Here is a 25,008-nt window from a genome sequence, read left to right on the forward strand (position 1 = left end):
TTTTTTGTCAATGCGAAAAAAGAGTAATAAATTAGAGCAGTTAGGCTCGATCCTCCCCTCCGCTATGAAGCAGTGGAGGGTTGATAACAAGATGACTGTCTGGTCACTGCAGGAGAAGTGGCCAAAGATCGTCGGCGAACCCCTCGCGCGTAAAACACACCCCTTGAGAATCCAGTCTTCGACACTTTGGATCGGTGTTTCGAGCCCGGCATGGGCCAATGAGCTCCAGCTGCTTCAATGTGAACTGCTGGAGAAAATTCAGTCAGAATTTCCATTGATTCGTGAAATCCGTTTTCAGATCGAAACCGTTTCTTCCGGACGAATCCGGTGAAAGACAAGGCCCGTAACAAGTTTTGGGTAAAAATAAGTCGACTTCGGAGGAAGGATGACACCTCTTTCAGCCGCCTCAATCACCTCCTGCGTTCTCGGCGCATTGAGGAGAATGCCGACGCTCTCTGATGATTCTTCCACCATCTTGAACAGAGCCGCCTCTTCTTTCACATAAGAAACCCTTTCTGGATTCCTCTCCTCTTGCTCGCTAATACCGAGGATTTTTCGGAAAAGAGTTTCGTGAACCTGAATCACATCCAGGACCCCTTTCGATTTTTGAGAAGTAACGAGGTGGTATTTTTGGTCCCGTGACATCACCAATCCAAAACCGCTCCCATGGCCTTTCAGTTCTTCCAAGGCTTGAAGAAACTCGGTCCGGTTTTTTGATTGAAATGATTCGATCTCAAATTCTCCCCGAAGTTGCGTCAAAATCCTGGAGGAATCGAGGGCCGCTTGCTTCAATACAACCCGATGAGTCGGGAAAATAATCAAGCCCGGATCATCCATTTCATTAAAATAGGTCAGGATATAATGAAACGGGGCCTGGGAATCGGCCTTCGGGTATTTTTGAAGCATCTCCCTCCGGTAGGCCAAACCCACCTCGTAACGATGATGACCATCTGCAATCAGCAAGGTCTTCTGTTCCATCTTCTCAGAAACTGCCCTTAAGATTTCCGGATCCTTCACCTGCCAGAGCTGATGACAGACCGAATCACGATCGACAATATCAATAATCGGCTCTGTATTATAAAAAGGCTCTAGAGAGGAAACAATCTCTCGCTTGGGATCGGGATAAATCATAAAAATCGGACTGAAATTCGCATGACAGGCCTGCATGAGCTGAAGACGATCTTTTTTGGGCCCCTCCATTGTCGTCTCATGGGGACGAACGGCACCGCCAAATTCTTCCAGTCTTCTCAAGGCAAAAAACCCACGTCGTCTCCACCTCTTCTCCCCCTCAGTCGTGAACTCCTGCTGATAGAGATAAAAAGAGGGGTCCGAATCACGAGCGAGGATGCCATTCTGGATCCATTCTCCAAAATCATGTGCCGATCTTGTGTAGCGATTGTCTTTTGAAGAATCGGTCTCGCTTCTCTCCCCTAATTCCAATCGGATCACATTGTAGGGATTCTGCTCATAAAGGTGTCTTTGTAACTCACCGGAAATCACATCGTAAGGGGGGGCAATCACCTGAGACAGATCACGAACCTTCTCGCGCGAGTAGCGAAGGGCACGAAAGGGGGCGATTTTTTGGGTTTGGTTTTTCAAATCGCCTCTTCTTTCTCAAAATGTTTAAAAATCATGTCGGCGGGAATGACCCCTTCCCGGATGATCGCAATCTTCTCCTCGGTCACATCGACAACTGTCGAACCGAGAGAGGGAGAAAGCTCCCCCCCATCGACAACCAAATCAACCTTGTCTCCAAAATAGCTTCGGACATGTTTTGGGTCTGTCGACGGAGGAAAACCTGAGAGATTCGCCGACGTGGTGCTTAAAGGCCTCCCAAGCCCTTTCACAAGGGCGGTCGCAACAGGATGAGAAGAAATTCGAATCCCGATTTTGCCGGTGTTGGTTGTTAATTGTCGTGATACCTGTTTGTTCGTTCGAAACAGAATCGTGAGCGGGCCCGGCCAAAAGAGATCCATAAGAACCAGGGCATGATCGGGAACCTCCTGAACAATAGAGACGAGCATATCCCTATCAGCGACAATCACGGCAATCGGATTCCCATAATCACGCCTCTTCAGGTCAAACAGCCGCTTGATCGCCATTTCATTTCCGATATCAACCCCCAGGCCATAAAAAGTCTCCGTCGGGTAGGCACAAATAGCCCCCTCTCGAATCATTCCAACCGCCTGTCGGATGAGATCAGTTTCAGGAGACTCCTGATTTATTTTTAAAAGACGACTCATCTCGCAGCCTGCCGGAGTTGATGATCCTTCTCCTCCAGCTTCTTCTCCATCCGTTTGCGATACTGGATCAATTTTTTCTTAAGTGACCGATCGGTCAAGGCGAGGATTTCGATCGCCATCAGAGCGGCATTTTTCGCCCCTGCCTTCCCGATCGCCATCGTCGCTACAGGAATCCCTCCCGGCATCTGAACTGTCGATAAAATGGAATCCAGTCCCTTCAGTGCCGAGGAATCAATCGGCACTCCGATCACCGGAAGTGTCGTCAAGGCAGCAACCATGCCGGCCAGATGCGCGGCATGACCGGCACCTGCAATCAGGATCCGAATCCCCCGCTTCTCTGCCGAACCGGCATAAACAGCGGTCCTTCGTGGACTCCGATGCGCCGAGGCGATCACCATTTCATTCGGCACCCCAAACTCCTCGAGCACACTGGACGTCTCTTGCATCACCTCGAGATCTGAATCACTCCCCATCAAGATCCCTACAATCGGTTTTCTATGAGTCATATTTCTATCCCTTTTAGCCCAATATCCTTCCTATAGTGCATCCCTCGCCAATATATTTTTTCACACGCGTCGATTCGCTCGCACTGGCAAAGCCAGATGCTCGCTTTAGTCATGGGGAGATCCCACTCTCCCCCTGACAACCCCCATCGAACCTTATTCCATTGATTCTTTCCATCCTATGTCTTTCCGGTAATGCACCCCTCTCCAATAAATCTTCTCACACGCATCATATGCACGCTCACGCGCCTCTCTCAAGTCCTTCCCCCAACTTGTCAGACCGAGGACCCTGCCCCCGCATGTCAGATATTTTCCCCCTTCTAGCCGAGTCCCTGCGTGAAAGACAACCGTCTTCGGCATCTTTTCTGCCCGCTCGAGACCCGTGATTTCATCGCCGATCTGCACCTTCCCCGGATAACCATGAGCCGTCATCACGACACAAATCGAACTCTCAGGTCTCCAGTGTAACGTCACCCCTTTTAAGCGACCGATAATTGTCTTCTCCATGAGATCGATCAGGTCGTCTTCGAACCGAACCAGCAGTGGTTGTGTCTCAGGGTCGCCGAGTCGTACATTATACTCCAGGATTTTTGGTCCCGAAGAGGTTAACATAAGACCGGCATACAGGACCCCACGATAATCAATCCCCCGTTTCTGAAGGGTCTGAAGCGTTGGGACAAGAATTTTCTCGAGAATCTCCTTCTCCATCGCAACAGAAACAAGGGGGGTTGGACTGAAGGCCCCCATGCCACCGGTGTTTGGCCCTTCATCACGATCCCCCACCCTCTTGTGATCCTGAGAGCTTGCCAGAGGCAAGACAGAAGTCCCATCGACCAAGACATGAAAAGAGACCTCCTGTCCCTCCAGATATTCTTCGATGACGACAGAGCTTCCTGCCTCCCCAAATATCTTCCCCTTCATCAGCAGGCTCAGCGCCTCAACCGCCTCCTTTCGATCCTTGCAGATCATGACCCCCTTTCCTGCGGCAAGTCCATCTGCCTTGATCACAACTGGATAAGATTGGGTCTGCAGGAAGTCGACCGCCTGATCAAAATCGGTAAAGCTTTCAAATTGAGCGGTTGGTACTTTTGCATCACGCAGAAGTTGTTTCGTAAACGCCTTTGACCCCTCCAGAACCGCAGCCGCCTTGGAGGGACCGAAGAGGGGAATTTTTTCCTTTGCGAAAAAATCCTGAATCCCCAACGTCAGTGGAAGTTCAGGCCCGACAACTACCAGATCGATCCTCTTCTCCTTCGAGACGGTAAGAAGCCCCTTCAGGTCATCTGCCGCAATCGGAACGCACTCGGCCAAAGAGGCGATCCCAGCATTCCCCGGCGCCGCATAAATCTTTTTGACCCGTTTGCTTTGAGAGAGCTTCCAGATGATTGCATGCTCACGACCACCGGAGCCGATGACGAGGATTTTCATAGACTGGCTATAACGTAGGAATTAATTCCGATCCAAGAAAAAATTCATCCCGACCAGGACGGTCCACCCCTCACCGAACAGTTCCGCTGGGATGAACCCCTCTTCCTTGTAGCTCGCATTGACGAAGAACTCCCCTTCCTCGGCCTGAAAATGAACCCCACCTCCACCGGCAATCATGACGGTATTCCACTCTGGGACATCTTCACTAACCTTCCAATCATTCGCATCCTGTTCTGCGAAAACAAAGCGCCCGCTGACCGCAACATCATAGGCCCCAAATTTCAGAGGCAACGGGAGCCGTGTTCCAGCCACCTCCAATCCAAAAGGAAAGATCGATTTTTCTCCTCCTTGGCGAGTCGGCGACGACCAGAATTCGGCAGAGACAGCGGAGGGCATCGGGTTATGCCCCTCCAGAAAATAATACCCCCTTAGCCCTAATCGAACCCCGATCGGTGACAGAGCACCGGTCGTCCTGAGCGTCCAGTTCCCGGGCCCGTAGGGATTTTCGGCAGACTCCCCAGTGCGTGCATAGCGAACGGTCCGGTAGACCGCCGGCCCGGTATCGGCAAGGGACCAAACAGCCAAGGCGGTCAAGGATCCGGAGTCATACCTTCCGCTTCGCTGCTGACGGAACTTTCGGTAACTCGTCAGGTCTCCTTCCCCATCAGAATATCTCGTTCCATCAAACAAAAAAAACTCCTGACCAACCTCGTAAAAAAGCGGGTCCATTTCGTGCACAATATGGGCGATATCACTCATCACCCCCTCATGCGGACGAAGCAGGAGTGCCTCAGAGGCCCGGAGGTTCGCATTAATCCCTCCCATCGTTGAGAGTGCATTGTAGAAACCAATATTTCCATCCGAGGTCGGACCTTCGTCCTCAAAGTCATGATGAAAATGGCCTGCCTCATGGGTCAGATAGGCCCCAGCAATCGCCAAGGGGATGTAGGTACCCACCTGAGCCCACCGCCAAGGTTCTGAATTCCCCGGGATGGTTCTCTCCACCGCATAACGACCGGCACTGTAACCGGAGGAGATAAGGGCAAGGTTTGACTCCGGATGCAGGAAAGGAGTGACAAATGTGGAGACATCCCAATCGGTCTTTTTGATTTCAATACCACCACCTGCTGAAGGATCTCTTGCATATTCAAGCATGGCGTTATCCAAGGCGAAGGTAACGGAAAAATGGGCCGGTTTCGAAACGGAAATCTTCGGTGTGACGTCCCCCGACATCGATAATGCCATCGACTACCATACATGAAGGTTGCTGGGAAGTTTTCGTTTAATGTTTGAAATGTCGTATGCCGGTAAAAACCATCGCGATCTTATGTTCATTGGCGGCATCGATTGATTCCTGATCGCGAAGAGAACCTCCGGGCTGGATGATCGCCGTCACGCCGGCCTTCGCCGCCTCATCAACATTATCACGAAAGGGGAAAAAGGCGTCGGAAGCCAAGACCCTCTCCCGCCGAGGGGAGAGGGTATCCATTTTTGATATCGCCAATCTCACACTATCCACCCGACTCATTTGTCCCGCACCAACTCCCAACGTCCGCAACATCCCATTCTCTTCTCCTTGGCCTTCGGAAGGCGGGCCCGCCAGCACAATCGCATTCGACTTCACATGCCTCGCAACCTTCCAGGCAAACACCATCGCATCCCACTCCTCTTCAGTTGGAGGACGTTTCGTCACAACCTTTGACCCACGAATATCTTCGACGATCCGATCCCGATCCTGGACAAGCAACCCGCCAGCCACTCGTTTGAAATCCCAGCCCCCCTTTGACAAAGGGGGGTAAGGGGGGATTTGCATTAGACGAATATTTTTCTTGGCCTTCAAAATCTCTAGCGCCTCCTCCGAAAACCCCGGCGCCACCACACATTCATAAAAATCCTTCCCGATCTCCTCCGCTGTTTCAAGATCCACTTCCCTGTTAAACCCGATAATCCCCCCAAAGGCGGAGAGGGGGTCACAGGAACGTGCCTCAACAAAGAGCTGTCGGCACGTTCCTCGATCGCGATCGCGATTCGCGATCGTGCCAACAGCCACCCCACACGGATTCGTGTGTTTCACAATCACACAGGCCGGCGCCTCAAACTCCTTCACCAGTTCAATCGTTGCATCGAGATCGAGGATGTTGTTAAACGAGAGCTCCTTGCCGTGGAGCTGTTTGGATGATGTAACGGAAGCCTCCTGTAGGGGCGACCGGCCGGTCGCCCCTACAGCCTTATAAAACGCCGCCTTCTGATGCGGATTCTCCCCATAGCGCAGATCCTGAATCTTCTCTGCCTGAAGCGAAAAAACTTCCGGGAATTCCTCTTCACGCCCCCCCGAGAAGTAGGCAGCGACCGCCCCATCGTACCTAGAGGTCAGGGCAAAGACCTTTTTTGAAAGCCTGAAACTTGTCTCCTTGGAGATCTCCCCTTTTCTCTGCTTCAACTCTTCAATGAGGTCGGCATAATCATCCGGATCACAAATGACCGCGACATCCTGCCAGTTCTTCGCCGCTGCACGAAGCATCGCCGGTCCACCAATATCGATATTCTCAATAGCCTCCTGGAGCGTCACATTCTTCTTCTGGATCGTTTCTTCAAATGGATAGAGATTCACGACGACGAGATCAATCAGCGAAATCCCCAACTCCTTGATCTCTTGCAAGTGCCCCTTGTCGGATCTGACCGCCAGGATACCGCCATGGATCTTCGGATGGAGCGTCTTGACGCGACCGTCGAGGATCTCCGGCTGACCGGTATAATTGGAGACCTCGCGAATATTAAGCCCCTTCTCCTGCAAGATCTGGGCGGTTCTACCGGTCGAAAGGATCTCGATTCCAATGCTCTCTAAAAACTGGGCGAACTCAACTATTCCTTTTTTGTTAGAAACACTGAGTAGTGCCCTTTGAATTCGAGGCATAAAATTTAAATCTACCGTCGAGCGGCACTTAAGGTCGCCGCTGAGAAAAGTGACTTAATATCCTCATCGATCAAGGCAAGCCCCGCCCCGACAAACCAGTCCGGGTTATGTTCGGGGGAGATAAAATCATCCAGACCGGAAACAATGAAGATATTTCTCGTAAGGCTCACGCGACCCAGTGCCTTCAGATGAGGACGCTGGCCATCGGTGGTTCTGAAATCAAAGGCGGAGAACTCAACCTTCAAAGGACCGTGCTCCCAATCAAGACCCGCTCCTCCTCGGGACTCGATCACACCGGCTCGGACTGTAAAATCATAAAAGCTCTTCGCGAGTTGCGCAGAGATCCTGAAGTCATCACGGTTAATCACACGTTCGTCGGTCACCGTTGTTGTTGTGACCCCCCCTGTCGTCTCTGTTGTTGTGGTAATCGTCTGATCTGGAGAGGGCTGGGGATCGACAACAAACTCAAGCCGGAAATACTTGTCCGGCCTTGGCTTGAGATTCAGTCCCACATAATTCTTATAATCCTTCGTCACTCCCAAATATTCGAGGTGATAGTCAAAACCCATCTGAAACCGGCTCACACCGCCAACCGCCGTCGAAACACCCTTGGCCGCCTCATTGAGATTGTCAGCAATCTCCTCGTCATTCACAAGCCGCCCCAGGGTCCCACGCCCATCGTCTATCTTTCTTGAAATATTCGAAAGCCGATCCATCGTCTCACTGATCTCTTCTTTTCGGCTGGAAAAGATAGTGCTCAGATCTTCGGAAAATTGTGCCAGGCCACTGAGGATCCGCTGGACATTCTCTTCGTTGTTCTCGCTGAACCGCTTCAGCGTCTCCAAAAAACCTGCCGCCTCAGAGACGATCCGTCCGACATCGGTGTACGGATTCACGACGAGGATCTCGCCCCCCTCCGAAATCTCCCCTTTTTTCAGATCACCAGGTTCCAGATCGACATAGGTCTCCCCCAAAAAACCCTTGGTCCGAACCGTCGCCTCCGCATCAGCGCCCAGTCGGACACGTTGGTCCAGTCTCAAGACCGCCCTTGCACGTCTCCCCTCCACAAGATCCAGACTCTCGACATACCCTACCTGAATCCCAGCCACCTCGACGGGGGTCTTGCGCGTCAGCCCCTCCGCGGAACTGATTGTTACAGAAACGCGATACCCTCGCCCTTTTATCGCCCCTCGATCACCGACACGAATGATGGCGTAGGCAATAATAAGAATCGCGATGAGCGCAAAAAGACCGACTTTTGTTTCGTACGCAAGTTTCATGGATGATCCGACAAAAATTCCCTTACAAAAGGATGCCGTGAGACCCGAAACTCCTGAGGCGCCCCCTCTTCAATAATTTTTCCCTCATGCAACATCGCAATTTTGTGCCCCATCGAAAGAGCCGACTCAATATCATGACTGATAATCACCGAAGTCACGCCAAATTTCTTCTCCATATCGAGAATCAATTTATTGATCGATCGAGTCATGAGGGGATCGAGCCCCGTTGTCGGCTCATCATAGAGGATAATTTGAGGTTTTAACGCAATCGCACGGGCCAGTCCAACTCTTTTTCTCATGCCACCGGAAAGTTCCGCCGGCATTTTTTGCTCGGCCCCCTCCAGACTGACGTGGCCCAGGAGCTCCCGGACTTTTTTGCTGATTTCAGCTTCTGAAAGGGAGGTATGCTCTCTCAACGGAAAGGCGATATTCTCACCGACGGTCAGTGAATCAAAAAGCGCCCCCTCCTGAAAGAGCATTCCAAATCGTCGCCGGAAATCGTTCAGTTCCGTTTCAGAGAGCCGCGAAATATCTGTCCCTTCAATAACCACCTGCCCTCGATCAGGACGATAAAATCCGATCAGGTGCTTCAGGAGAACCGTCTTCCCCTCTCCCGAGGTTCCCAAAATAACGGTAATCTTCCCTCGTGGAATCTCCAGATTGACCCCCCGAAGGACATCCTGATCTCGAAAAGTTTTGAAGAGGTCCTTAATCTGGATCATCAGAAGTCCGGTAGAAATTCTATAATCAGGGTTGAAAGAAAATAATTAAGGACAAGAATCGTCACTGAAGAAATAACCACGGCACGCGTTGTCGAACGGCCGACCCCTTCCGCCCCCCCGTACGTCCTGTAGCCTTGATGACAGCTAATCAGAGAGAGGCTAAATCCAAACGCCGCTGCCTTGATAAGGCCACCCACAAAATCATTGGCATCGACATAATAAACAAGCCGATTCACAAAGGCCGCTTCAGGTATTTGCAAAAGATAGACCGAAACGAGATAGGCCCCAACGACACCGACGAACGTAAAAACACCTGCCAGCAGCGGAAGCATGAAAAATCCGGCGATCACGCGGGGCAAAACCAGATATTGGATCGGACTGACCGCCATCGCGCGAAGCGCCTCCACCTGTTCGGTGACCTTCATCGTCCCAATCTCCGCCGCCATCGCAGAACCGGCCCGTGCCACCACCATAAGCGCTGTAAAGACAGGCCCGATCTCCCGCGAGAGAGACATCCCGACTGTCGTCCCGACAAGCGATTCGGCATTAAAAAGCCGGAAGGTGTACCCGGTCTGAAGCGCAAAAACCATTCCGGTAAAGGTCGCCGTCAAAACAATGATCGGAAGGGAGCGAACACCGATGAACTCCATCTGCTTGAAAAGCTGCTCGTGTCGGAAGGGAGGTCGAAAAATCCACCGGAAGATGGACAAAAAAAAGATAAAAAACTCCCCGAGCTCTTCGAGGGTTTTCAGAAGACGTCGACCGAGCGCCTTAACGCCTCTCTGAATCAATATAGGATCGAGGGATCCGTTGTGCCACCTGACAAGTGATTTCATAAGGAATTGTCTCCGCCCATTTCGCTACTTCGTCAGCCGTAATCACTTCACGCCCCTGATTTCCCAACAAGACAACCTCACTTCCGACTCGTGCCGATGGGACATTGTAAAGATCGACCATAAACATATCCATACAGACAGTCCCAGCTACAGGGACTCTGACCCCATCGACAAGAACAAAAGCCCGGTTCGAAAGCAATCGATGATAACCATCGGCATATCCGACAGGAACCACACCGATCCGTGTCGCCCGTCTCGTCGTAAAGCTTCTGAGATAGCTGACCGGTGTCCCCTTGGGAACCTTTTTAATAGAAACAAGCCGGCTCTTCCATTGCATCACCGGCTTGAGCTGGTTTTGCCGCCTCTGACGTGTCACCGGATAAGAACCGTAGAGCACAATCCCTAAACGAACGGCGTCGTAATTGAGATAACGCTTATCCAGCGCCGCGAGGCTGTTCCCGATATGACAAAAAGGTTTCGGGAATCGTTTTTCAAACTCCACCCGCCCCTTTTCAAATCGAAGCGCCTGCTGTTTTGAAAATTCTTCATTGTCGGCATCGGCCAAATGGGAGATCAACCCAACCGGTTTGATCGTAGAAAAACAGCTGAGTTCATCGAGAAACCCCGGCAGATCCTCCGGCAAGAGACCGAGCCGCGTCATCCCGGTATCGACTTTAATATGGACCTCGAGGGACTCTCTGCGTCCCTCCAGATACTGATGCAGCGAGCGGGCGACCGCAAAATCATAAAGGACAGGGGTCAGTTGATAGCGAAGGAGTTCCGAAAACTTCCCTTCGATCAGACCGAGCAGGACCAAAATCGGTTTCTTGATCCCCGCCTCACGCAGCAGAACCCCTTCATCGACGGTCCCGACACCGAAGAGATCTGCCCCGACGGACTGAAGGGTCCTGGAGACCGGCACCGCCCCATGACCGTAAGCGTCCGACTTGACCACGACGAGCGCCTTCGTCGCACCAATCCCCTTTTTCAAAAATTGGAAATTGTGGCGCAACGCCCCCAGATCGATCTCAACAGATGTTGGTGTATCGCGTGACATTGTTTTTGTTGCCGTTCCGGTTATTAACAGATAAGCAGGCAAATTCAAGAATTCAATAGCGAACGAGTAAGCCCCAATCAGGCTTTGCCTGTTGGGGCGACGGAGTGAGCAATGATAAAGTGGTGTACTAGATGGGGGTTTCAGGGGGAGAGCGGTATCTCCCCCTGAGTAGTAAAGATAAGTAGCCGAATTCAAGAAGATGTCGCTGAAAATTAGCTTTTTAGGCCACGCAACCGTTTTGATCGAATCCAATGGAGTAACCCTCCTGACCGATCCGGTTTTGAGCAATCGAATTTTTTGGCTCAAAAGGCAATCCCCTCTACCGATCAATCCCGGAGATCTCCCTCCACTTTCAGCGATCCTGATCTCTCATGCCCATTACGACCATCTCGATCTTCCTTCATTTAAGTACATCCCTTCTCGGGTTCCCGTAATTGTCCCACCGGAACTAAAAAAACTTGTTTCGAAAACATTGAAAAATCCGGTCATGGAACTCAAAACAGGAGAGACATTTTCAGTCGCAAAAGATCTCACTGTAAAAGCCTTTCCTGTCGCCCATTATGGGTTTCGAATCCTCCCATTTCGATACACCAAATGTAACGGCTATCTCATCAATCTCAATGGACACAAAATCTTCTTCCCTGGCGACACCGCCTACCGGTCTGATTTTAAAGAGCTCACGTCAGAGGGGATTGACATGGCCCTGATGCCGATCGGTTGCTACCAACCGGAGTGGTTCATGAAAAAGCGCCATATCAGTCCCGCGGAGGCGATTCAGATTTTCGAGGAGATTGAGGCGAAACAGATGATCCCGATCCACTGGGGGACATTCCAACTCTCGACGGAACCGCTGAACGAACCGATCGAGTGGCTCGAAAGGCTGGTCGCCGAAAAAGGGATCGCGAAAAAGGTGCAGATCCTGAAACCGGGGGAATCCTTTCAAATGTAGCAACATTCCTTCACCCCCTCCGAAGGAATCAACAGGTAGGCATGATTTTCATTCCCAGGCGGAATGAAATAAGATATGGGGTGACGTATGGCTGATGTCACAGCAGGGGATGTGGCACGCGCTGCCTTCGCGTCAGTTTGGACCGATCATCTCGGCTCCCATCACCTTGATGGGATCAATCATGCCTCCCTTGCCCTGTCCGGTGGAAGTCCAGAGTTAGTCGAAAAAGGGGCGGTATACCTATCCACCCATCTTCAGCATCAGGGTCGTCATGGACAATATCGATGGATCTTCCATCTCTTCACCGATCCTGACAAAAGGGCTGCCGATCTGGTGGCCGGGATCCGATACCACCTTGCCGTCCATCAGACCTATCGGGTGAATCTGCTGACTCAGATCCATCGACCAATCGTCGATGGCACTACCCTTTTAGGCGAACTCGATACCGCCTTGGATAACCTGCGGGCAAGTTGGAGGGCGCTGTTTGGACTTTGTGGTAGCGCCCCTGCAATTGCCGATCAGCAACTCGCCGCCTTTCGCAAGGTCTTGAATGTCCAAGATATTGACGATCTTTCAGAAAGAGTCGTCGCCCGAAGTCTGGGACCCGATGAAATCGGCAAACTAGGGGAAAATGTCTTTGCGCGCCTCTATAGAGACTGGTTGCATCTCGCCACCCTCTGTCGAACGGAAGAGGTCATTGCTGGTGCGTCAGCTCAGACCCCAGGGGTTCTGTGTGGCCAACGCTACTTTGATCCTGTCTTTCGTGCGGGAATCCTGAGATTAATCGGTCCGATCGCGTTGGGAGTCGCCTTTTTGATGGGTGGATTTCACCTCCTGAAATCCAATTCCACTGAATTGACAACCTAATCTGCTTTTGTTACCACGTGAACGTCTTTACAGGGGTGCCCTGAGCGATCCGCCTGAGGCGGAGAGTCGAAGGGCTGAGATGATACCCTTTGAACCTGTTAGAGCCTCTTAGCGAGGAGCAAAAGCAACGAGCTTAGAGGCTCTTATTCCGCCAAAGCTTTAGCGAAGGCGGAACCGGGTAATGCCGGCGTAGGGAGGCCAAGAGTGATATCGGTCCAAATCAATGGGGAAGAAAAACAAATCGAGAGTCAGCAAACTGTTCAAAAACTCCTCGAGTTCTTGAGAATTAAAAATCAAGCTGTCGCTGTTGCGATCAATAACGAGATCGTACCTAACTCTGAAGTCATTACACGAGAGATTCATGAAGGGGATCGCATCGAAGTTGTACGACCTGTGGGGGGGGGATAACAATCCCCCCCTCGGTCCCCCTCTTTGACAAAGAGGGGGAAGGGGGAGATTTTAAAAATGAAAAAAGATATTCTTCTCATTGCAGACAAATCCTTCTCCAGTCGCTTATTGGTTGGCACCGGCAAATTCCCATCCGGTGAGGTGATGAGAGAGAGTCTCGAGGCCTCAGGGACGGAAATTATCACGGTGGCCCTTCGACGCATCGATATCGCCCAGCCGGAGAAAGATATCCTGAGATTTATCGATCGAAACCGATTCACCCTCCTCCCGAATACCTCAGGGGCACGGGACTCCAAGGAGGCGATCCTCCTCGCCCATCTCGCCCGCGAGGCAGGACTTGGGAAATGGCTGAAGCTCGAGGTGATTCCAGATCCACAGTATCTCCTGCCGGATCCAATTGAAACATTGAAGGCGGCTGAACAGCTCGTCCAGGAAGGTTTTGTGGTCTTTCCCTACATCCATGCCGATCCGGTCCTTGCGCACAGGCTGGCGGACATTGGCTGCCCCACTGTCATGCCTCTCGCCGCACCGATCGGTTCGGGTAGAGGGCTCAAGATGCGCGAGGCGATTCGAATCATTATCGAACAGGCGACAGTGCCTGTTATTGTTGATGCCGGTCTCGGTTCCCCCTCACACGCCTGTGAGGCGATGGAGATGGGGGCCGATGCCGTATTAGTGAACACCGCCATTGCTACCGCCGAGGATCCGATCGCCATGGCAGAGGCGTTTCGGCTCGGCGTAGAGGCCGGAAGAAAAGGCTTTCTCGCAGGGAAAGCGGAAGAAAAATTAAAAGCAGAAGCATCCAGTCCACTGCAGGGAGTGATTTATGGCACTTCATGAAAAATCTCCCCCTTCCCCCTCTTTGTCAAAGAGGGGGACCGAGGGGGGGATTTTGGAACAGGCAGGAAGACTCACCCGTCAGCGCTTTGGCCGCACGATCCAGCTCTATGCGCCCCTCTATCTCTCCAATGAATGCATCGATATTTGCCGATATTGTGGCTTCAGTCTGGAAAACAAGATTACACGAAAGACCCTTTCGGTCGATGACACAGTTCGAGAGGCGGAGCACCTCCTCAACCAAGGATTCAAACACCTCCTCCTCGTCTCCGGGGAACATCCCCGCATCGTCTCTCCCAAATATCTGAAGGAAATCGCAAACCACTTGAAACCAAAGCTGGCCTCGCTCTCTATCGAAGTGGCCCCTTTTGTAGAAGACGATTATCGGGAACTCGTGCAGGCAGGGGTCGATGGCGTGGTGATTTATCAGGAGACCTATGATCAAAAACGGTATCAGGAGGTGCATCTCGCAGGCCCCAAAAAGAGCTTTGAGCGACGCCTACAGGCCCCTGAGAATGCCGCCCGCGCAGGTGTCCGACGAATCGGCATGGGAATTCTCGTCGGCCTTTCTGACTGGCAGGAAGACCTGGCGCGATTGATCCAACATATTCGTGACATGAAGAAAAAATATTGGCAGACGGAGTTTACGATCAGTCTTCCGCGACTCCGTCCCTGTGCCAGTGACTATGAGGCCCCCTCTCCTGTCTCTAATGAGAAGTATCTTCAAATGATCTGTCTCGTTCGGCTCGCACTGCCAGATGTCGGTATCGTCCTGTCAACGCGCGAATCATCCGAATTCCGAGACCAACTGATTTCTGTCGGTGTCACTCATATGAGCGCCGGCTCCCGAACAGAGCCAGGGGGGTATCTGAACCCGAAAGAGGCGGAAGAACAATTCAGGATCGAAGATAAGCGAACGGCAGATGAGGTCGCTGCAGCGATCTCTTCACGAGGATATGAACCGGTCTGGAAGGATTGGGAGAATATACTATAGGAGGATAATATGCGATCACCCTGGATTTCAAAACGAACAAACGATCCCGTAAAAACCCAAATGCACTACGCACGCCGGGGGATGATTACGGAAGAGATGGAATTTATTGCCAACAGGGAAGAGCTAGCCGTGGAACTCATTCGGGACGAAGTGGCTCGAGGAAGAATGATTATCCCTGCAAACATTCATCACACAAGCCTCGAACCGATGGTGATCGGTATCGCTTCCCGATGTAAAATAAACGCGAATATCGGAAATTCCGCCGTCACTTCTTGCATCGACGAGGAGGTCCGAAAATTGAAACTTTCTGTCAAGTATGGCGCTGATACGGTGATGGATCTCTCCACCGGGAAAAATATCGATGAGACACGAAAGGCGATCATCGAGGCCTCACCGATTCCGATCGGAACCGTTCCGATCTATCAAATGATGGAGTCGGTCCAGAGTGTGGAAGAACTTTCTCCGCAAGATATGCTCGATATGATCGAGCATCAGGCCCGGCAAGGGGTCGACTACATGACGATCCATGCGGGAATTCTCCTCGAACATCTCCCGCTGGTTTCCGGAAGAATCACCGGAATCGTCTCCCGAGGAGGATCTCTGATGGCCCAATGGATGGTTTATCACCGCAAGCAAAACCCCCTCTACACGCATTTTGACAAGATCTGTGAAATTTTCCAAAAGTACGACGTCTCCTTTTCTTTGGGAGACGGGCTCCGTCCCGGTTCTCTGCATGATGCGACCGATAAGGCCCAGTTATCGGAACTCAAGATTTTGGGAGAGCTCACCAAAAGGGCTTGGGAATACGATGTCCAGGTGATGGTGGAAGGTCCCGGACATATCCCGATGGATCAGATCGATTACAATATGAAAATCGAACAGGAGCTCTGTCATGAGGCCCCCTTCTACGTTCTGGGGCCGTTGGTGACCGATATCGCCCCTGGCTACGACCACATCACCTCGGCAATCGGGGCAGCCCTAGCCGGTTGGTCAGGTGCCTCGATGCTCTGCTATGTCACGCCAAAAGAGCATCTCGGCCTTCCGAATGAAGAGGATGTCCGCAATGGGGTCATCGCCTACAAGATCGCAGCGCATGCCGCCGATATCGCCCGTCATCGAAAAGGGGCTCGAGACCGGGACGATGCCCTTTCCAGGGCCCGTTATCGCTTCAATTGGGAGGAACAGTTCCAACTCTCGCTTGACCCTGATCGGGCACGGGAGTATCACGATGAGGCTTTGCCGGGGGACTATTTCAAAAGTGCAGAGTTTTGTTCAATGTGTGGGCCAAAATTTTGTTCGATGCACATTACACAACAAATTGAAGAGGGGATTAAAGCCTTGGAAATCCCCCCCTCAATCCCCCTCTTTGACAAAGAGGGGGAAGGGGGAGATTTAAAAAAGGTAAGCGGAGTCCATGGAGTGATATGAGGAAGAAAAAAGAGAGCAAAAAAACCATCGTCCTTACCGGCACCGCTGGATTCTATGGAAGTTCGCTTCTCCGCGAGCTTGAAAAGGACCCTCGGTATCCCAATATTATTGCCATTGATTGCCGCAAACCCCCTTTTGAGCTCAAAAAAACCCGCTTCTATCGGATGAGTCTGACCGAAACCCTTGCCGATTCCAAACTGGTCGATCTCCTGAAAAACGAGGAGATCGATACCTTCATCCATATGGCCTTTCCCTACTCTCCCCCACATAACCTTGAGGCAGTCCATGATCTCGTTTCTGTCGGCACGATGTATATCCTGAACTGTTGTGCCGCCCTCAAGGTCCGTAAAATCATCATGTCCTCCACGACAGAGGTCTATGGGGCCCACCCCTCAAATCCAAATTTCCTTTCAGAAGACTATGAACGCCGCGGCGGGTACAAAAGCCGTTTTTTAAGAGATAAAATTGAGGCCGAAAATCAATTCCTCGCCTTCGCGAAAAAACACCCTGAGACGATCGTCACGATCTTGCGTCCCTGTACGACATTGGGTCCAAATGTCAGAAATTACAAAACGACTTTTCTCCAGAGATCCGTTTTGATGCGGGTTATGGGGTATGACCCGCTTGTCCAGTTTGTGCATGAAGACGATGTCATGAGGGCCTTTAAACTGATCCTCGAAAACGATTGTCCTGGGGTTTACAATATTGTCGGTGAGGGTGTCCTGCCGATCTCCAGGGTCTTAAAGATCGCCGGAAAACTTTCCCTTCCGATCCCCTCTCCCCTTCTTTACCCTTTTGTGCAACTCATGTGGTATGCGGGGATCTTCGCCGCCCCTTCGTCACGACTTGATTTCCTGAAATATCTTTCGGTCGCCGATGGAGAAAGGGCAAAAAAAATCGGTTTCAAACCAAAATACTCCAGCAAGGATGCGTTGCTGTCATTTCTCGGCGCCCAAAGGGTCAAAAATGTCCGCCTGCTTGAAAGGACAGTTTCATGAATGACGAAGGAAAAATCCACTATCTGAAACGAGGGCCCGGAGAATCCTGGGAGGAGTTGGCCCGCCGTCTTGAAACTCGCCTTTCTGAATTAGAAAAAGAATTGGGGCACCATCCTCGAAAGGAAAAAACCCCGGCCCTCAAGCTCCTCAAAACCTTCTGGTTCGGGGATGAAAACGAACCGGTTGAGTACGATGAGTTTGGTCGGGATATCAATTTTGTCAAAAAGGTGAAACCTCTCTTCGACTTTCTTTATTACAATTATTGGAGGGTCCGTGTTCAGGGGGTCAAAAATGTCCCTTCGGAGGGACGCGGTCTCATCGTTGCGAATCACTCAGGAACCCTCCCCTACGATGGCGCGATGATCGGTCTCGCTGTCCATAATGATCACCCGGTGAGACGTGATGTCCGCTTCCTTGTCGAAGATTTTGTCTATCACTTCCCCTTCCTCGGGACATTCATGTACCGAATCGGCGGGGTGCGTGCCTGTCAGGAAAATGCCGAGAGACTTTTGAGGGAAAACCATCTCGTGACCGTCTTCCCGGAAGGGATCAAGGGGATCGGGAAGCATTTCAAAAACCGCTATCAATTACAGCGATTCGGCCGGGCCGGTTTTATCAAGCTGGCGTTAAAGACAGGAAGCCCACTGATTCCAACAGCAGTCATCGGTGCTGAGGAGATCCACCCCATGATCTACAAGTCAACGATCCTGGCAAGACCTCTGGGGGTTCCGTATCTGCCTGTCACACCAACCCTCCCGCTGCTGGGACCGTTGGGATTGATCCCGCTCCCCTCGAAGTGGTCAATCTACTTCGGAGAACCCTTTGATTTTCACAAGACCTACGGTCCTGATGCGGTGAATGATCAACTCCTGATCAATCGTCTCTCTGAAGAGGTCCGGCAGAAAATCCAGGAGATGGTGATTGAAGGGTTGAAACAAAGACGGTCGACCTGGTTTGGATAATCAGATCTGTCATCGCGCCCAGAATCAGGGTCAGGGCACCTATCGCAAGAAACGAGCCTCCCCGTGGAGAAAAACTCTTCCGACCCGAGGTGATCCCCCCCTTCGGGACACCGGAACTAACTCTCATCTGAAAGGTCTTCTTGACCTCGCCGAAGGCGGCATCAACACCTTCTATAGGCACCGGTGCCTCTCCAGTCAGGATTCGCAAAAGGGGCCGACTCCCAGTTCTCTGACAAAGCTCATCAATGGCCGAACCATGACACTCCAGTCCCCCCCTTGCCAGTTGGGCTGAAACCTCTGAACTTTCAACAATCCTCCCGCCGACAATTCCTACAGGTGATTGAGCCCTCGTTAAAAAGGGACCAGGAGAATAAACCAGCCCTCCCATTGACCTATCATAATAGAGATGATTACCACCGCGAGCGAAATCCTGAAAACCTATGGCATCTATTCCACTGGGACAATGTCTAGACCATCTCCAATCGGCACTTACATGTGTATAGGGACTGCGGAAACCGGCAGAAGAATCATAGATCCTCCAGTGATTGAACCTGTCCTTTCCCGATTTATCCCGAGGGGTATAGAGTCCCTCACCAAAAACCCTCCTTAAGAACCCCTGATCACGATGACGTTCCATGCTTACCAAAAAATCCCGCTCGGTGTGTCCCCTGATAAATGAATTGACCTCCAGGCGTAGGGCCGGGGGGAGCGAATTCCCCTGGACAAAGTTTCTCGGGACCGGGCTCCCATCCTCAAAAAAACCGGCTGTCATCTTGTAACTCTGTTGCTCCGCAAATTCTTCAAAATAGAGCTGTGCACTTCCACCCCTTCCGGGCACCGTCCCGGCAGGCGTCTCAAGGGTGACATTATCCAGGTGAACATTTCCCCACCCCAAGTATTTGCCTATCTCGCAAAGTAAAAGTGCCGCCTCTGCAATTGTTATCGGTGCCCTCAAGGAAACCTCCTAGTGATGTCTCACAAACGTTATCGTCTCTCGGAGGGAAAAGTTACTTGTGTACGCAAAAAAATCGTACCCTGTCTGGGTACAGAAGAGATTAAATCACAAACCTTCTGTCTTTTTTGACCGCATCAATCGCTTGGCGTTGTTTATCAAACCCCGCAGCCCCCATAAGCCCCTGGATGTAATTCTTGATCTTCTCAACACCCGGTTGATCGAAAGGATTAATATCGTACAGGGCGCCTGTAAAAACAGTTTCCACCTCTCCCAGATACAAGAGCTGTCCGATCGTGTCCGACGTCACCTCCTTCATCGTCAACGTCAGATTGGGACACCCAGCATCGCAGAGGGCCGCTTCCGTCGCCTGTCTTTGAATCTTCAGCAAGCTATCGACCGCTTTTCCCCCTAAAATGGAGAGTTCCGGATGCGAATCATAGGCACTTGGAATCTTTAGCGCAACGCCGGCATGCTCCACAGCCAGAAAGGTCACCGTCTTGTCTCGAGGGCCCTCGAGGTAAAGTTGGAGTTGGGAATGCTGATCAATAGAACCTTCGACCCTTACCGGCGTAATCCCGGCACGGATCTCCTCGCCTCTTAGCGAAACCCGTTTTCCCAAACTTTCGGCCCAGAGCTGGGCAAACCAGCTGGTATAACTTCTGAGCCGGTCATCATAAGGCATGAGAACACGAATTCCCCTCCCCTTCTTTTTGGCAACCAGGTAATGAAGAACCGCCGACATCATGGCAGGATTGATCCAGACATCCCCTTTCTCACACCTCTCATCCATACGCCTTGCCCCCGAGAGCAGTGATTTGACCTCGATGCCGACACAGGCAGCCGGCAAGAGTCCCACTGTTGAGAGAACTGAATAACGTCCCCCCACTCCCGGAGGGACAGGGAAGGTCTCGATTTTTTCTTTCTCGGCAATCTCACGCAGTGGACCACGATTCGGATCGGTAATAAAAAGAACGCCCTTGCGATACCCCATCTCCCCGACCCCCTCAATCATCCATTGTCTGAAAAAAAGGAAGGCGGCGAGTGTCTCGATCGTCTTCCCTGATTTGCTCACCACAATCATGAAAGTCTTATCCGGGGAAAGGGTGTCTGTGAGCTGTTTCCATCTTAAGGGATGCAGATCCTCGATAATCTCCAGTCTCATCCTGTTTGAAGAACCTTGCTTGGCGAGCGAATCAATAAGACAGGCCGCACCCAAAGACGACCCCCCTGTCCCCAGAAGGAGAACGGTCTCATAGCGTGATCGGATTTCATTAGCCCTTGTGGTGATACGGTCCAGCAACCCCTCTTGATAGGGAAGATCCCGAAACGGAAGCTGGCCAAGCTTTCTTAAATCAACAAGTCCCTTGAAAGTCTGTCTCAACGTGTCTGAGAGCGCCTCAATCTCGTCAGGGTCAATCCCCTCAGGACCGATCCGATCGGCCAGCATATTATTAAAATCGAGCGCTATTTCTGAATGAAGTGGCATGGTTTATTTTGCGCAAATAACTGTGTAGGAGGCAGTACAGCTTTTTTCAGTCGGTTGAACCTCTGCCCTCTCTTGAACGAGCGTCTTGCAGGTCACGACAGCGGTCGTTTTATTCACGGCGACTCGCTGAGATAAGGCGCTACCGGAGACCGAGGCCAAGGCGGCGGTAAAGACACACTGCTCGGCGGTAAAACCGGTCGGCAATGTGATCTTATCTCCGTCTGCAATAAAACCGGCCTCCGCACCGATATTTCCGGTAGTATCTGTAACCGCCGATTTAAAAACAAGTTCGTCAGAGGAATCTGAAATTTCGGCGGGTGCGACCTCCTCTTCTGGCTCCGCACCGGTGCAGGAGAAAAGCACTATAATTATCAGGAGGCTGAAGAACCTTTTCACAAGGGAATCAATAAACACTGAAAAAGAAAGTATCGCAACTTTTTTTTAGGAGATTAACCATGAACCCGTAAGAAGAGATCAATCATCATCTGAATCGTCTCCTCTGGGTTCAGAGGAACTGAACCCGATGGACAGCAGCCGTCAATCCGACAAGGGCGAGATTTTCCGGTTTGCTAAAGATCCAATCCCTGAAGGTTGGTGGGTTGGGTCGAGAATCAAATAAATCACATCGACAGTCATAACCCGGACCATAGGAATCGTCCTGTTTTGCTCAGATCGTGTGCAGATAACAGGGCTCGGGCATTGATCCAATATGTTCCAGGCATCAAAAAGCGAGGTCGACTGAGGCGAATCTTCCCCAGGCTGTCTTATTGCGGCCAGTTGTAATCCTAAACCCATAATATTCCTGTAAAAATCTTACAGGAGGGTTATCGGCAGCCAACAGAGATTGTTGCTTATTTGTGCCGCTCTATTCAAAAACACTACCAAAAAACTGCCAAAAAACCAGCAACCAAAAACTGTTCCCATCGATAATATGTCCACAGAAAATGAGCGTTTCACCTTTACCTTCATCGAGCTGGAACTCTTCTCCCCACCCAACGAGCCAGGGGATAGAAAGGGTCGTTCCTAATCCATCATTTCCAACAGATCGAAGATTAGTGGCAACATCCCCATTCACCATATCTTCGATTTGGAATGACGCTCCCAACTTCTTCTCAGACAATACGACGGATACGGATGACGAGTTGGGAGTTCGAAAAGCTGGGTTTGATATCGATCCGAGGCTCGCTGCTGGCCTTGGCATCCTGATAGCGCTTGGCTGGAGCGTGGGTTACCTTCTTCATTGTCGGTCGGCCATGAATGTTTTTCAGTCAAGGTCGTCTCAGTGGAGCAAAAAAATATCGGAGGCATGGGGTAATCTCGAAAAAATTTATGGGGATCCAGGAAAAGCACATACACTGCTGGAAACCTTGCGTCAGAGCCGTGGAAAATCACAGGAATTATATCAAGCCTTAGACACCTCTCTTGTCGAAATTGTTGGCGGACTCGAAAAACTGGAAACACAAGTCAACGGCTCAACCTTACAGGCCTCTCAAGCAGGAATATGGGGGCGACTGAGCCGATTGAGAAAATCAATGAGAGATATGGAAACCTCATTTTCTATCAAGCGTGAGGAAGTCGATAAAATAAGAATGCCGGGAATAGAAACGAGGGAGCCGATTTTGGCGGAACCATCAACCTTCTTGAGTCGGCTTGACGAGAAAATGGCCCAATTGAGGGTCCACTGGAAGGAGGGATCCCTCGCTGCCGATACTCTAAGAATTGGCAATCCTCGGCAAGATCTGCCACTTGAACAGTTCACAGAGTTGCAAGAGAGAATACGTGGTTTAGGATTATCCGAACGATGGCTCGCCTCTCATCCTTTGAGTTCGCCAGAAGCTGTTTGGGGTGAGCTAGATAATCTCCTGTATCAGAAAGACCCCGTCTCCTATCTCAATCTCCTTCATCGTCATAAAATCCAGGCCAAAAAGGCAAAAAAAATCGTTGATGAACTTGATGATGCGGTAAAAAAGATACGCGCATCTGAGGCAGAGGCAACTCTAACCTCTATTGACTACAGTCTTACTGTTGTCCCAGCGGCCGACGACCCTCGAGAGCTGTTAAGAATAGCAATGCAAAAAAAGCAGGAGTTCTTTGATTTCTGTGGCTCAACGGATGATCTGGCTGCCGTCATCAAAAGATCCGATGATGTTACGGATGCCTTCAAGGCTGCACAATTAAAAAAGAAGGATGTTCAAGACGCCATTGATGGAGCCAGTGCCACCGTGGCAAGGGTTGAAGAGCTTTTCAGGCCAACAGATACGGCATTTGCGGAGGCCGAAGCTACCCTTCAACATCTGGAGACAACCCATTCAAAAGAATCAATGGTAATGGCCTGGGCTGAAGTGGCTCAAGCAAGAAAAGAAATCGAAGAAGCCAGAACAGCTGTCACCAACATTCGGAATCTACTGACCCAAAGGAGACATCTTGAAGCAAATCGAGCGATTGCGAATGCCACACGTGAGTGTCAGGAGGCGCTTGCCGAAATTGAGGATATTCGAAAGGCCGCTGGAACACTTGAGGCAGCTCGAACCGGTTTCCAACAGAAATTTCAAAGCCTCGACAGTCTGCGAGCAGACATAGTGGCTAAACTCAAACATTATGATGGAGACCCAGAGCTCCTGGCAATGGGCGACAGACTCAGGGAGCGTTTCACCCCTCCGTCTGCAGCCGAAGACTGGTCATCTAAATTGACAGAGGTCGAAGGAATTATTGGCGAATGGCATAAAGGGCTCCGAAAGGCACGTGAGGCTGCTGAAAAGAGATGGAAAGAGGCATACGCGAAGGTTGAACAGATTGAAAAAGAAGGAAACCGCCTGATTCATAAGATTGATGAGGCTGTTGATGAGATTGATGATGCCCAAGGAATGGAAACACTGGATCTTCTCACAGATAGCAAAGCAGTCAGTTTCTTCTCTACGATGTCAACCTCCGAAGCAGATGATGCTATACAGACAGTCACCCATCATGCAGAACGTTTTCAAGCAAGGCTAAGGGAGTATAACGAATTTGCTCAAGACTCTTCTCTCCCTGAAGTTGAAGGGGTCTCGGATTGCCTTGATTTAGCACTCGATCTTATTCTTGATGGTGGCTTTGATTTTATGAGCTGCCTTAATCTTTTTAGCCTTGGAGAGGCAGAGGATAATCTTGATACTTTAAGAGGTTCTGTCACCCAAATTCTGAATCGTGTCAGAGGACGAAAGAGTCATCTTCACTCCCTCTTAACAAAGCACGTTTAAGAATATGCCGCTCCCCCCACGCCGCTCGCTACAAACGATTTACTTGAAATCCTGCCCGTTTTGAACAGGCAAGCCCAATTCCAATGCCGCACCCCGTTGTCTCTCATCGAGAGTGACAAAACGTTCAAGACCGCCGTTTTGAATAAACCATTGAGCGGTTCTAATATGGACAAGATCATTGGAACGAGGCAGGCGTACCGCCGGAAAAGAGCCGGTAAGACAAAGGTCGACCGTGAAATCGCGCAACAGGAAATCCTCATGGACCCTTCTCAGCTGCCCAATGGCCCGTTCATAGTGTTCCTGTTTCAATACTTTTTCACGACTCAGCCGAACAAGATTTCTTTCTGCTTCGATCAGAAGCAGGACACTTGAGCAAAAGATCTTTTTTTCTGCAAGTCGTTGCAGCCTTTCGGCCTCCTCTTCCCCCAGAAGTATCCCCAGGTAGGCGGAGGTGTCCAGATAGATCCGCTCCATTTAATCCTCGTTTCTATCCTCTTCCAGGTACTTAAGCCACTTTCCCTGAGTGAGTCGGTGACCAATCGGCCGTAATTCAGCCTTGCCCGCTTTTTCTCCACGATGGAGATGAGGCTCTACGCCCGTGGTAAGCCGGATATAAGGCCGATTATAGCGGGTCACAATAATATCGGTCCCCTTTGAGGCCTCTTCTGTCCAATGAGAAAGGTTACTTTTTAGGTCTTTTAATGGTACACTTTTCATATGATTATGGTACTTATTTGTGGTCTATTCGTCAAATGAATTTTGGAATATGCCGCTCCCCGGAATCGAACCGGGACGGGGTTGCCCCCACCAGATTTTGAGTCTGGCGCGTCTACCAATTCCACCAGAGCGGCGTTCGCTCGCACCCCACCTTGGCAATGGCGGGGATGCTCGCTTTAATCAAGGAG

The 25,008-nt window shown here is 50.9% G+C and carries 26 protein-coding genes and 1 tRNA gene; 10 read left to right on the forward strand and 17 right to left on the reverse strand.

Annotated elements, in window-relative coordinates; all coding sequences use genetic code 11:
- The first annotated feature begins 10 nt into the window (after positions 1-10).
- Complete coding sequence (locus tag HYT76_08095; GenBank protein ID MBI2083517.1) at positions 11-331, forward strand: DUF721 domain-containing protein; 321 nt, start codon at positions 11-13, stop codon at positions 329-331.
- Here the strand turns inward: HYT76_08095 and HYT76_08100 are convergent.
- The 10 genes from HYT76_08100 to alr all read right to left on the reverse strand — a co-directional run bounded on the left by HYT76_08100 (position 295) and on the right by alr (position 10,983).
- Positions 295-1,599 (reverse strand): DUF1015 domain-containing protein, encoded by a 1,305-nt coding sequence (locus HYT76_08100; GenBank protein ID MBI2083518.1) that lies wholly within the window; start codon positions 1,597-1,599, stop codon positions 295-297. The genes HYT76_08095 and HYT76_08100 overlap by 37 nt on opposite strands.
- Positions 1,596-2,243, reverse strand: coding sequence for a threonylcarbamoyl-AMP synthase (locus HYT76_08105; GenBank protein ID MBI2083519.1), 648 nt, complete (start codon positions 2,241-2,243; stop codon positions 1,596-1,598). The genes HYT76_08100 and HYT76_08105 overlap by 4 nt, the downstream gene beginning before the upstream one ends.
- A complete protein-coding gene (gene purE, locus HYT76_08110; protein ID MBI2083520.1) occupies positions 2,240-2,749 on the reverse strand; it encodes a 5-(carboxyamino)imidazole ribonucleotide mutase in 510 nt (169 codons plus the stop codon). The genes HYT76_08105 and purE overlap by 4 nt, the downstream gene beginning before the upstream one ends.
- Positions 2,750-2,902: 153 nt before the next feature.
- The gene (gene purD / locus HYT76_08115; protein ID MBI2083521.1) at positions 2,903-4,174 is read right to left on the reverse strand and encodes a phosphoribosylamine--glycine ligase; all 1,272 of its coding nucleotides are present in this window, start codon (positions 4,172-4,174) and stop codon (positions 2,903-2,905) included.
- Positions 4,175-4,195: 21 nt separating this feature from the next.
- Positions 4,196-5,419: a hypothetical protein gene (locus HYT76_08120; protein MBI2083522.1), complete on the reverse strand. Its 1,224-nt coding sequence runs from the start codon at positions 5,417-5,419 to the stop codon at positions 4,196-4,198.
- Positions 5,420-5,456: 37 nt separating this feature from the next.
- Complete coding sequence (purH, locus tag HYT76_08125; GenBank protein ID MBI2083523.1) at positions 5,457-7,088, reverse strand: bifunctional phosphoribosylaminoimidazolecarboxamide formyltransferase/IMP cyclohydrolase; 1,632 nt, start codon at positions 7,086-7,088, stop codon at positions 5,457-5,459.
- An 11-nt stretch (positions 7,089-7,099) separates the two neighbouring features.
- A complete protein-coding gene (locus tag HYT76_08130) occupies positions 7,100-8,368 on the reverse strand; it encodes an MCE family protein (GenBank protein ID MBI2083524.1) in 1,269 nt (422 codons plus the stop codon).
- Positions 8,365-9,090: an ABC transporter ATP-binding protein gene (locus tag HYT76_08135; GenBank protein ID MBI2083525.1), complete on the reverse strand. Its 726-nt coding sequence runs from the start codon at positions 9,088-9,090 to the stop codon at positions 8,365-8,367. The genes HYT76_08130 and HYT76_08135 overlap by 4 nt, the downstream gene beginning before the upstream one ends.
- Positions 9,090-9,926 carry an ABC transporter permease gene (locus HYT76_08140; protein ID MBI2083526.1) on the reverse strand — a complete coding sequence of 279 codons (837 nt, stop codon included), beginning with the start codon at positions 9,924-9,926 and terminating at the stop codon, positions 9,090-9,092. Before HYT76_08140 ends, HYT76_08135 begins: the two co-directional genes overlap by 1 nt.
- Positions 9,862-10,983 carry an alanine racemase gene (alr, locus tag HYT76_08145; GenBank protein ID MBI2083527.1) on the reverse strand — a complete coding sequence of 374 codons (1,122 nt, stop codon included), beginning with the start codon at positions 10,981-10,983 and terminating at the stop codon, positions 9,862-9,864. The genes HYT76_08140 and alr overlap by 65 nt, the downstream gene beginning before the upstream one ends.
- A gap of 199 nt (positions 10,984-11,182) precedes the next feature.
- On the opposite strand from alr, the gene HYT76_08150 reads away from it, so the two are divergent.
- From HYT76_08150 to HYT76_08185, 8 genes are all read left to right on the forward strand, one after another.
- Positions 11,183-11,932, forward strand: a complete 750-nt coding sequence (locus HYT76_08150; GenBank protein ID MBI2083528.1) for an MBL fold metallo-hydrolase — start codon at positions 11,183-11,185, stop codon at positions 11,930-11,932.
- An 87-nt stretch (positions 11,933-12,019) separates the two neighbouring features.
- Entirely contained in the window at positions 12,020-12,799 is a 780-nt protein-coding gene (locus HYT76_08155) for a hypothetical protein (GenBank protein ID MBI2083529.1), read from the forward strand.
- A 204-nt stretch (positions 12,800-13,003) separates the two neighbouring features.
- A complete protein-coding gene (gene thiS / locus HYT76_08160; GenBank protein MBI2083530.1) occupies positions 13,004-13,207 on the forward strand; it encodes a sulfur carrier protein ThiS in 204 nt (67 codons plus the stop codon).
- Between the two features lie 69 nt (positions 13,208-13,276).
- Positions 13,277-14,047 carry a thiazole synthase gene (locus HYT76_08165; GenBank protein ID MBI2083531.1) on the forward strand — a complete coding sequence of 257 codons (771 nt, stop codon included), beginning with the start codon at positions 13,277-13,279 and terminating at the stop codon, positions 14,045-14,047.
- Complete coding sequence (thiH, locus tag HYT76_08170) at positions 14,034-15,038, forward strand: 2-iminoacetate synthase ThiH (GenBank protein MBI2083532.1); 1,005 nt, start codon at positions 14,034-14,036, stop codon at positions 15,036-15,038. Before HYT76_08165 ends, thiH begins: the two co-directional genes overlap by 14 nt.
- Before the next feature lie 9 nt (positions 15,039-15,047).
- On the forward strand, positions 15,048-16,466 hold the full coding sequence (thiC, locus tag HYT76_08175; GenBank protein MBI2083533.1) for a phosphomethylpyrimidine synthase ThiC: 1,419 nt from the start codon (positions 15,048-15,050) through the stop codon (positions 16,464-16,466).
- Positions 16,463-17,464 carry an NAD-dependent epimerase/dehydratase family protein gene (locus tag HYT76_08180; protein MBI2083534.1) on the forward strand — a complete coding sequence of 334 codons (1,002 nt, stop codon included), beginning with the start codon at positions 16,463-16,465 and terminating at the stop codon, positions 17,462-17,464. The genes thiC and HYT76_08180 overlap by 4 nt, the downstream gene beginning before the upstream one ends.
- The gene (locus HYT76_08185; protein MBI2083535.1) at positions 17,461-18,426 is read left to right on the forward strand and encodes an acyltransferase family protein; all 966 of its coding nucleotides are present in this window, start codon (positions 17,461-17,463) and stop codon (positions 18,424-18,426) included. The genes HYT76_08180 and HYT76_08185 overlap by 4 nt, the downstream gene beginning before the upstream one ends.
- Here HYT76_08185 and HYT76_08190 read toward each other — a convergent pair.
- The 4 genes from HYT76_08190 to HYT76_08205 form a co-directional block, all read right to left on the reverse strand.
- Positions 18,338-19,381 (reverse strand): hypothetical protein, encoded by a 1,044-nt coding sequence (locus HYT76_08190; protein MBI2083536.1) that lies wholly within the window; start codon positions 19,379-19,381, stop codon positions 18,338-18,340. The two genes, HYT76_08185 and HYT76_08190, sit on opposite strands and share 89 nt — an antisense overlap.
- A 100-nt stretch (positions 19,382-19,481) precedes the next feature.
- Entirely contained in the window at positions 19,482-20,867 is a 1,386-nt protein-coding gene (locus HYT76_08195; protein MBI2083537.1) for a glucose-6-phosphate isomerase, read from the reverse strand.
- 3 nt (positions 20,868-20,870) lie between these two features.
- Positions 20,871-21,230: a hypothetical protein gene (locus HYT76_08200; GenBank protein MBI2083538.1), complete on the reverse strand. Its 360-nt coding sequence runs from the start codon at positions 21,228-21,230 to the stop codon at positions 20,871-20,873.
- 502 nt (positions 21,231-21,732) lie between these two features.
- A complete protein-coding gene (locus HYT76_08205; protein ID MBI2083539.1) occupies positions 21,733-21,987 on the reverse strand; it encodes a hypothetical protein in 255 nt (84 codons plus the stop codon).
- A 22-nt stretch (positions 21,988-22,009) separates the two neighbouring features.
- On the opposite strand from HYT76_08205, the gene HYT76_08210 reads away from it, so the two are divergent.
- Positions 22,010-24,103: a hypothetical protein gene (locus HYT76_08210; GenBank protein MBI2083540.1), complete on the forward strand. Its 2,094-nt coding sequence runs from the start codon at positions 22,010-22,012 to the stop codon at positions 24,101-24,103.
- Positions 24,104-24,142: 39 nt separating this feature from the next.
- Here HYT76_08210 and HYT76_08215 read toward each other — a convergent pair whose 3' ends face one another.
- The 3 genes from HYT76_08215 to HYT76_08225 form a co-directional block, all read right to left on the reverse strand.
- Positions 24,143-24,577: a type II toxin-antitoxin system VapC family toxin gene (locus HYT76_08215; protein ID MBI2083541.1), complete on the reverse strand. Its 435-nt coding sequence runs from the start codon at positions 24,575-24,577 to the stop codon at positions 24,143-24,145.
- Entirely contained in the window at positions 24,578-24,820 is a 243-nt protein-coding gene (locus HYT76_08220; protein ID MBI2083542.1) for a type II toxin-antitoxin system Phd/YefM family antitoxin, read from the reverse strand.
- A gap of 50 nt (positions 24,821-24,870) precedes the next feature.
- A tRNA-Leu gene (locus HYT76_08225) sits at positions 24,871-24,954 on the reverse strand.
- Positions 24,955-25,008 lie beyond the last annotated feature (54 nt).

The organism is Deltaproteobacteria bacterium (genome assembly GCA_016180845.1).
Classification (GTDB): Bacteria; UBA10199; UBA10199; order JACPAL01; family JACPAL01; genus JACPAK01.

Bases quoted from the DNA above. Each gene is read 5' to 3' on its own strand.
- HYT76_08150 (MBI2083528.1), top strand. From the start codon at position 11,183: ATGTCGCTGAAAATTAGCTTTTTAGGCCACGCAACCGTTTTGATCGAA.
- HYT76_08105 (MBI2083519.1), bottom strand. From the start codon at position 2,243: ATGAGTCGTCTTTTAAAAATAAATCAGGAGTCTCCTGAAACTGATCTC.
- thiH (MBI2083532.1), top strand. From the start codon at position 14,034: ATGGCACTTCATGAAAAATCTCCCCCTTCCCCCTCTTTGTCAAAGAGG.
- purD (MBI2083521.1), bottom strand. From the start codon at position 4,174: ATGAAAATCCTCGTCATCGGCTCCGGTGGTCGTGAGCATGCAATCATC.
- HYT76_08195 (MBI2083537.1), bottom strand. From the start codon at position 20,867: ATGCCACTTCATTCAGAAATAGCGCTCGATTTTAATAATATGCTGGCC.
- HYT76_08135 (MBI2083525.1), bottom strand. From the start codon at position 9,090: ATGATCCAGATTAAGGACCTCTTCAAAACTTTTCGAGATCAGGATGTC.
- HYT76_08180 (MBI2083534.1), top strand. From the start codon at position 16,463: ATGAGGAAGAAAAAAGAGAGCAAAAAAACCATCGTCCTTACCGGCACC.
- HYT76_08095 (MBI2083517.1), top strand. From the start codon at position 11: ATGCGAAAAAAGAGTAATAAATTAGAGCAGTTAGGCTCGATCCTCCCC.
- HYT76_08130 (MBI2083524.1), bottom strand. From the start codon at position 8,368: ATGAAACTTGCGTACGAAACAAAAGTCGGTCTTTTTGCGCTCATCGCG.
- HYT76_08140 (MBI2083526.1), bottom strand. From the start codon at position 9,926: ATGAAATCACTTGTCAGGTGGCACAACGGATCCCTCGATCCTATATTG.
- HYT76_08185 (MBI2083535.1), top strand. From the start codon at position 17,461: ATGAATGACGAAGGAAAAATCCACTATCTGAAACGAGGGCCCGGAGAA.
- HYT76_08215 (MBI2083541.1), bottom strand. From the start codon at position 24,577: ATGGAGCGGATCTATCTGGACACCTCCGCCTACCTGGGGATACTTCTG.
- HYT76_08220 (MBI2083542.1), bottom strand. From the start codon at position 24,820: ATGAAAAGTGTACCATTAAAAGACCTAAAAAGTAACCTTTCTCATTGG.
- purH (MBI2083523.1), bottom strand. From the start codon at position 7,088: ATGCCTCGAATTCAAAGGGCACTACTCAGTGTTTCTAACAAAAAAGGA.
- HYT76_08120 (MBI2083522.1), bottom strand. From the start codon at position 5,419: ATGGCATTATCGATGTCGGGGGACGTCACACCGAAGATTTCCGTTTCG.
- thiC (MBI2083533.1), top strand. From the start codon at position 15,048: ATGCGATCACCCTGGATTTCAAAACGAACAAACGATCCCGTAAAAACC.
- alr (MBI2083527.1), bottom strand. From the start codon at position 10,983: ATGTCACGCGATACACCAACATCTGTTGAGATCGATCTGGGGGCGTTG.
- HYT76_08155 (MBI2083529.1), top strand. From the start codon at position 12,020: ATGGCTGATGTCACAGCAGGGGATGTGGCACGCGCTGCCTTCGCGTCA.
- purE (MBI2083520.1), bottom strand. From the start codon at position 2,749: ATGACTCATAGAAAACCGATTGTAGGGATCTTGATGGGGAGTGATTCA.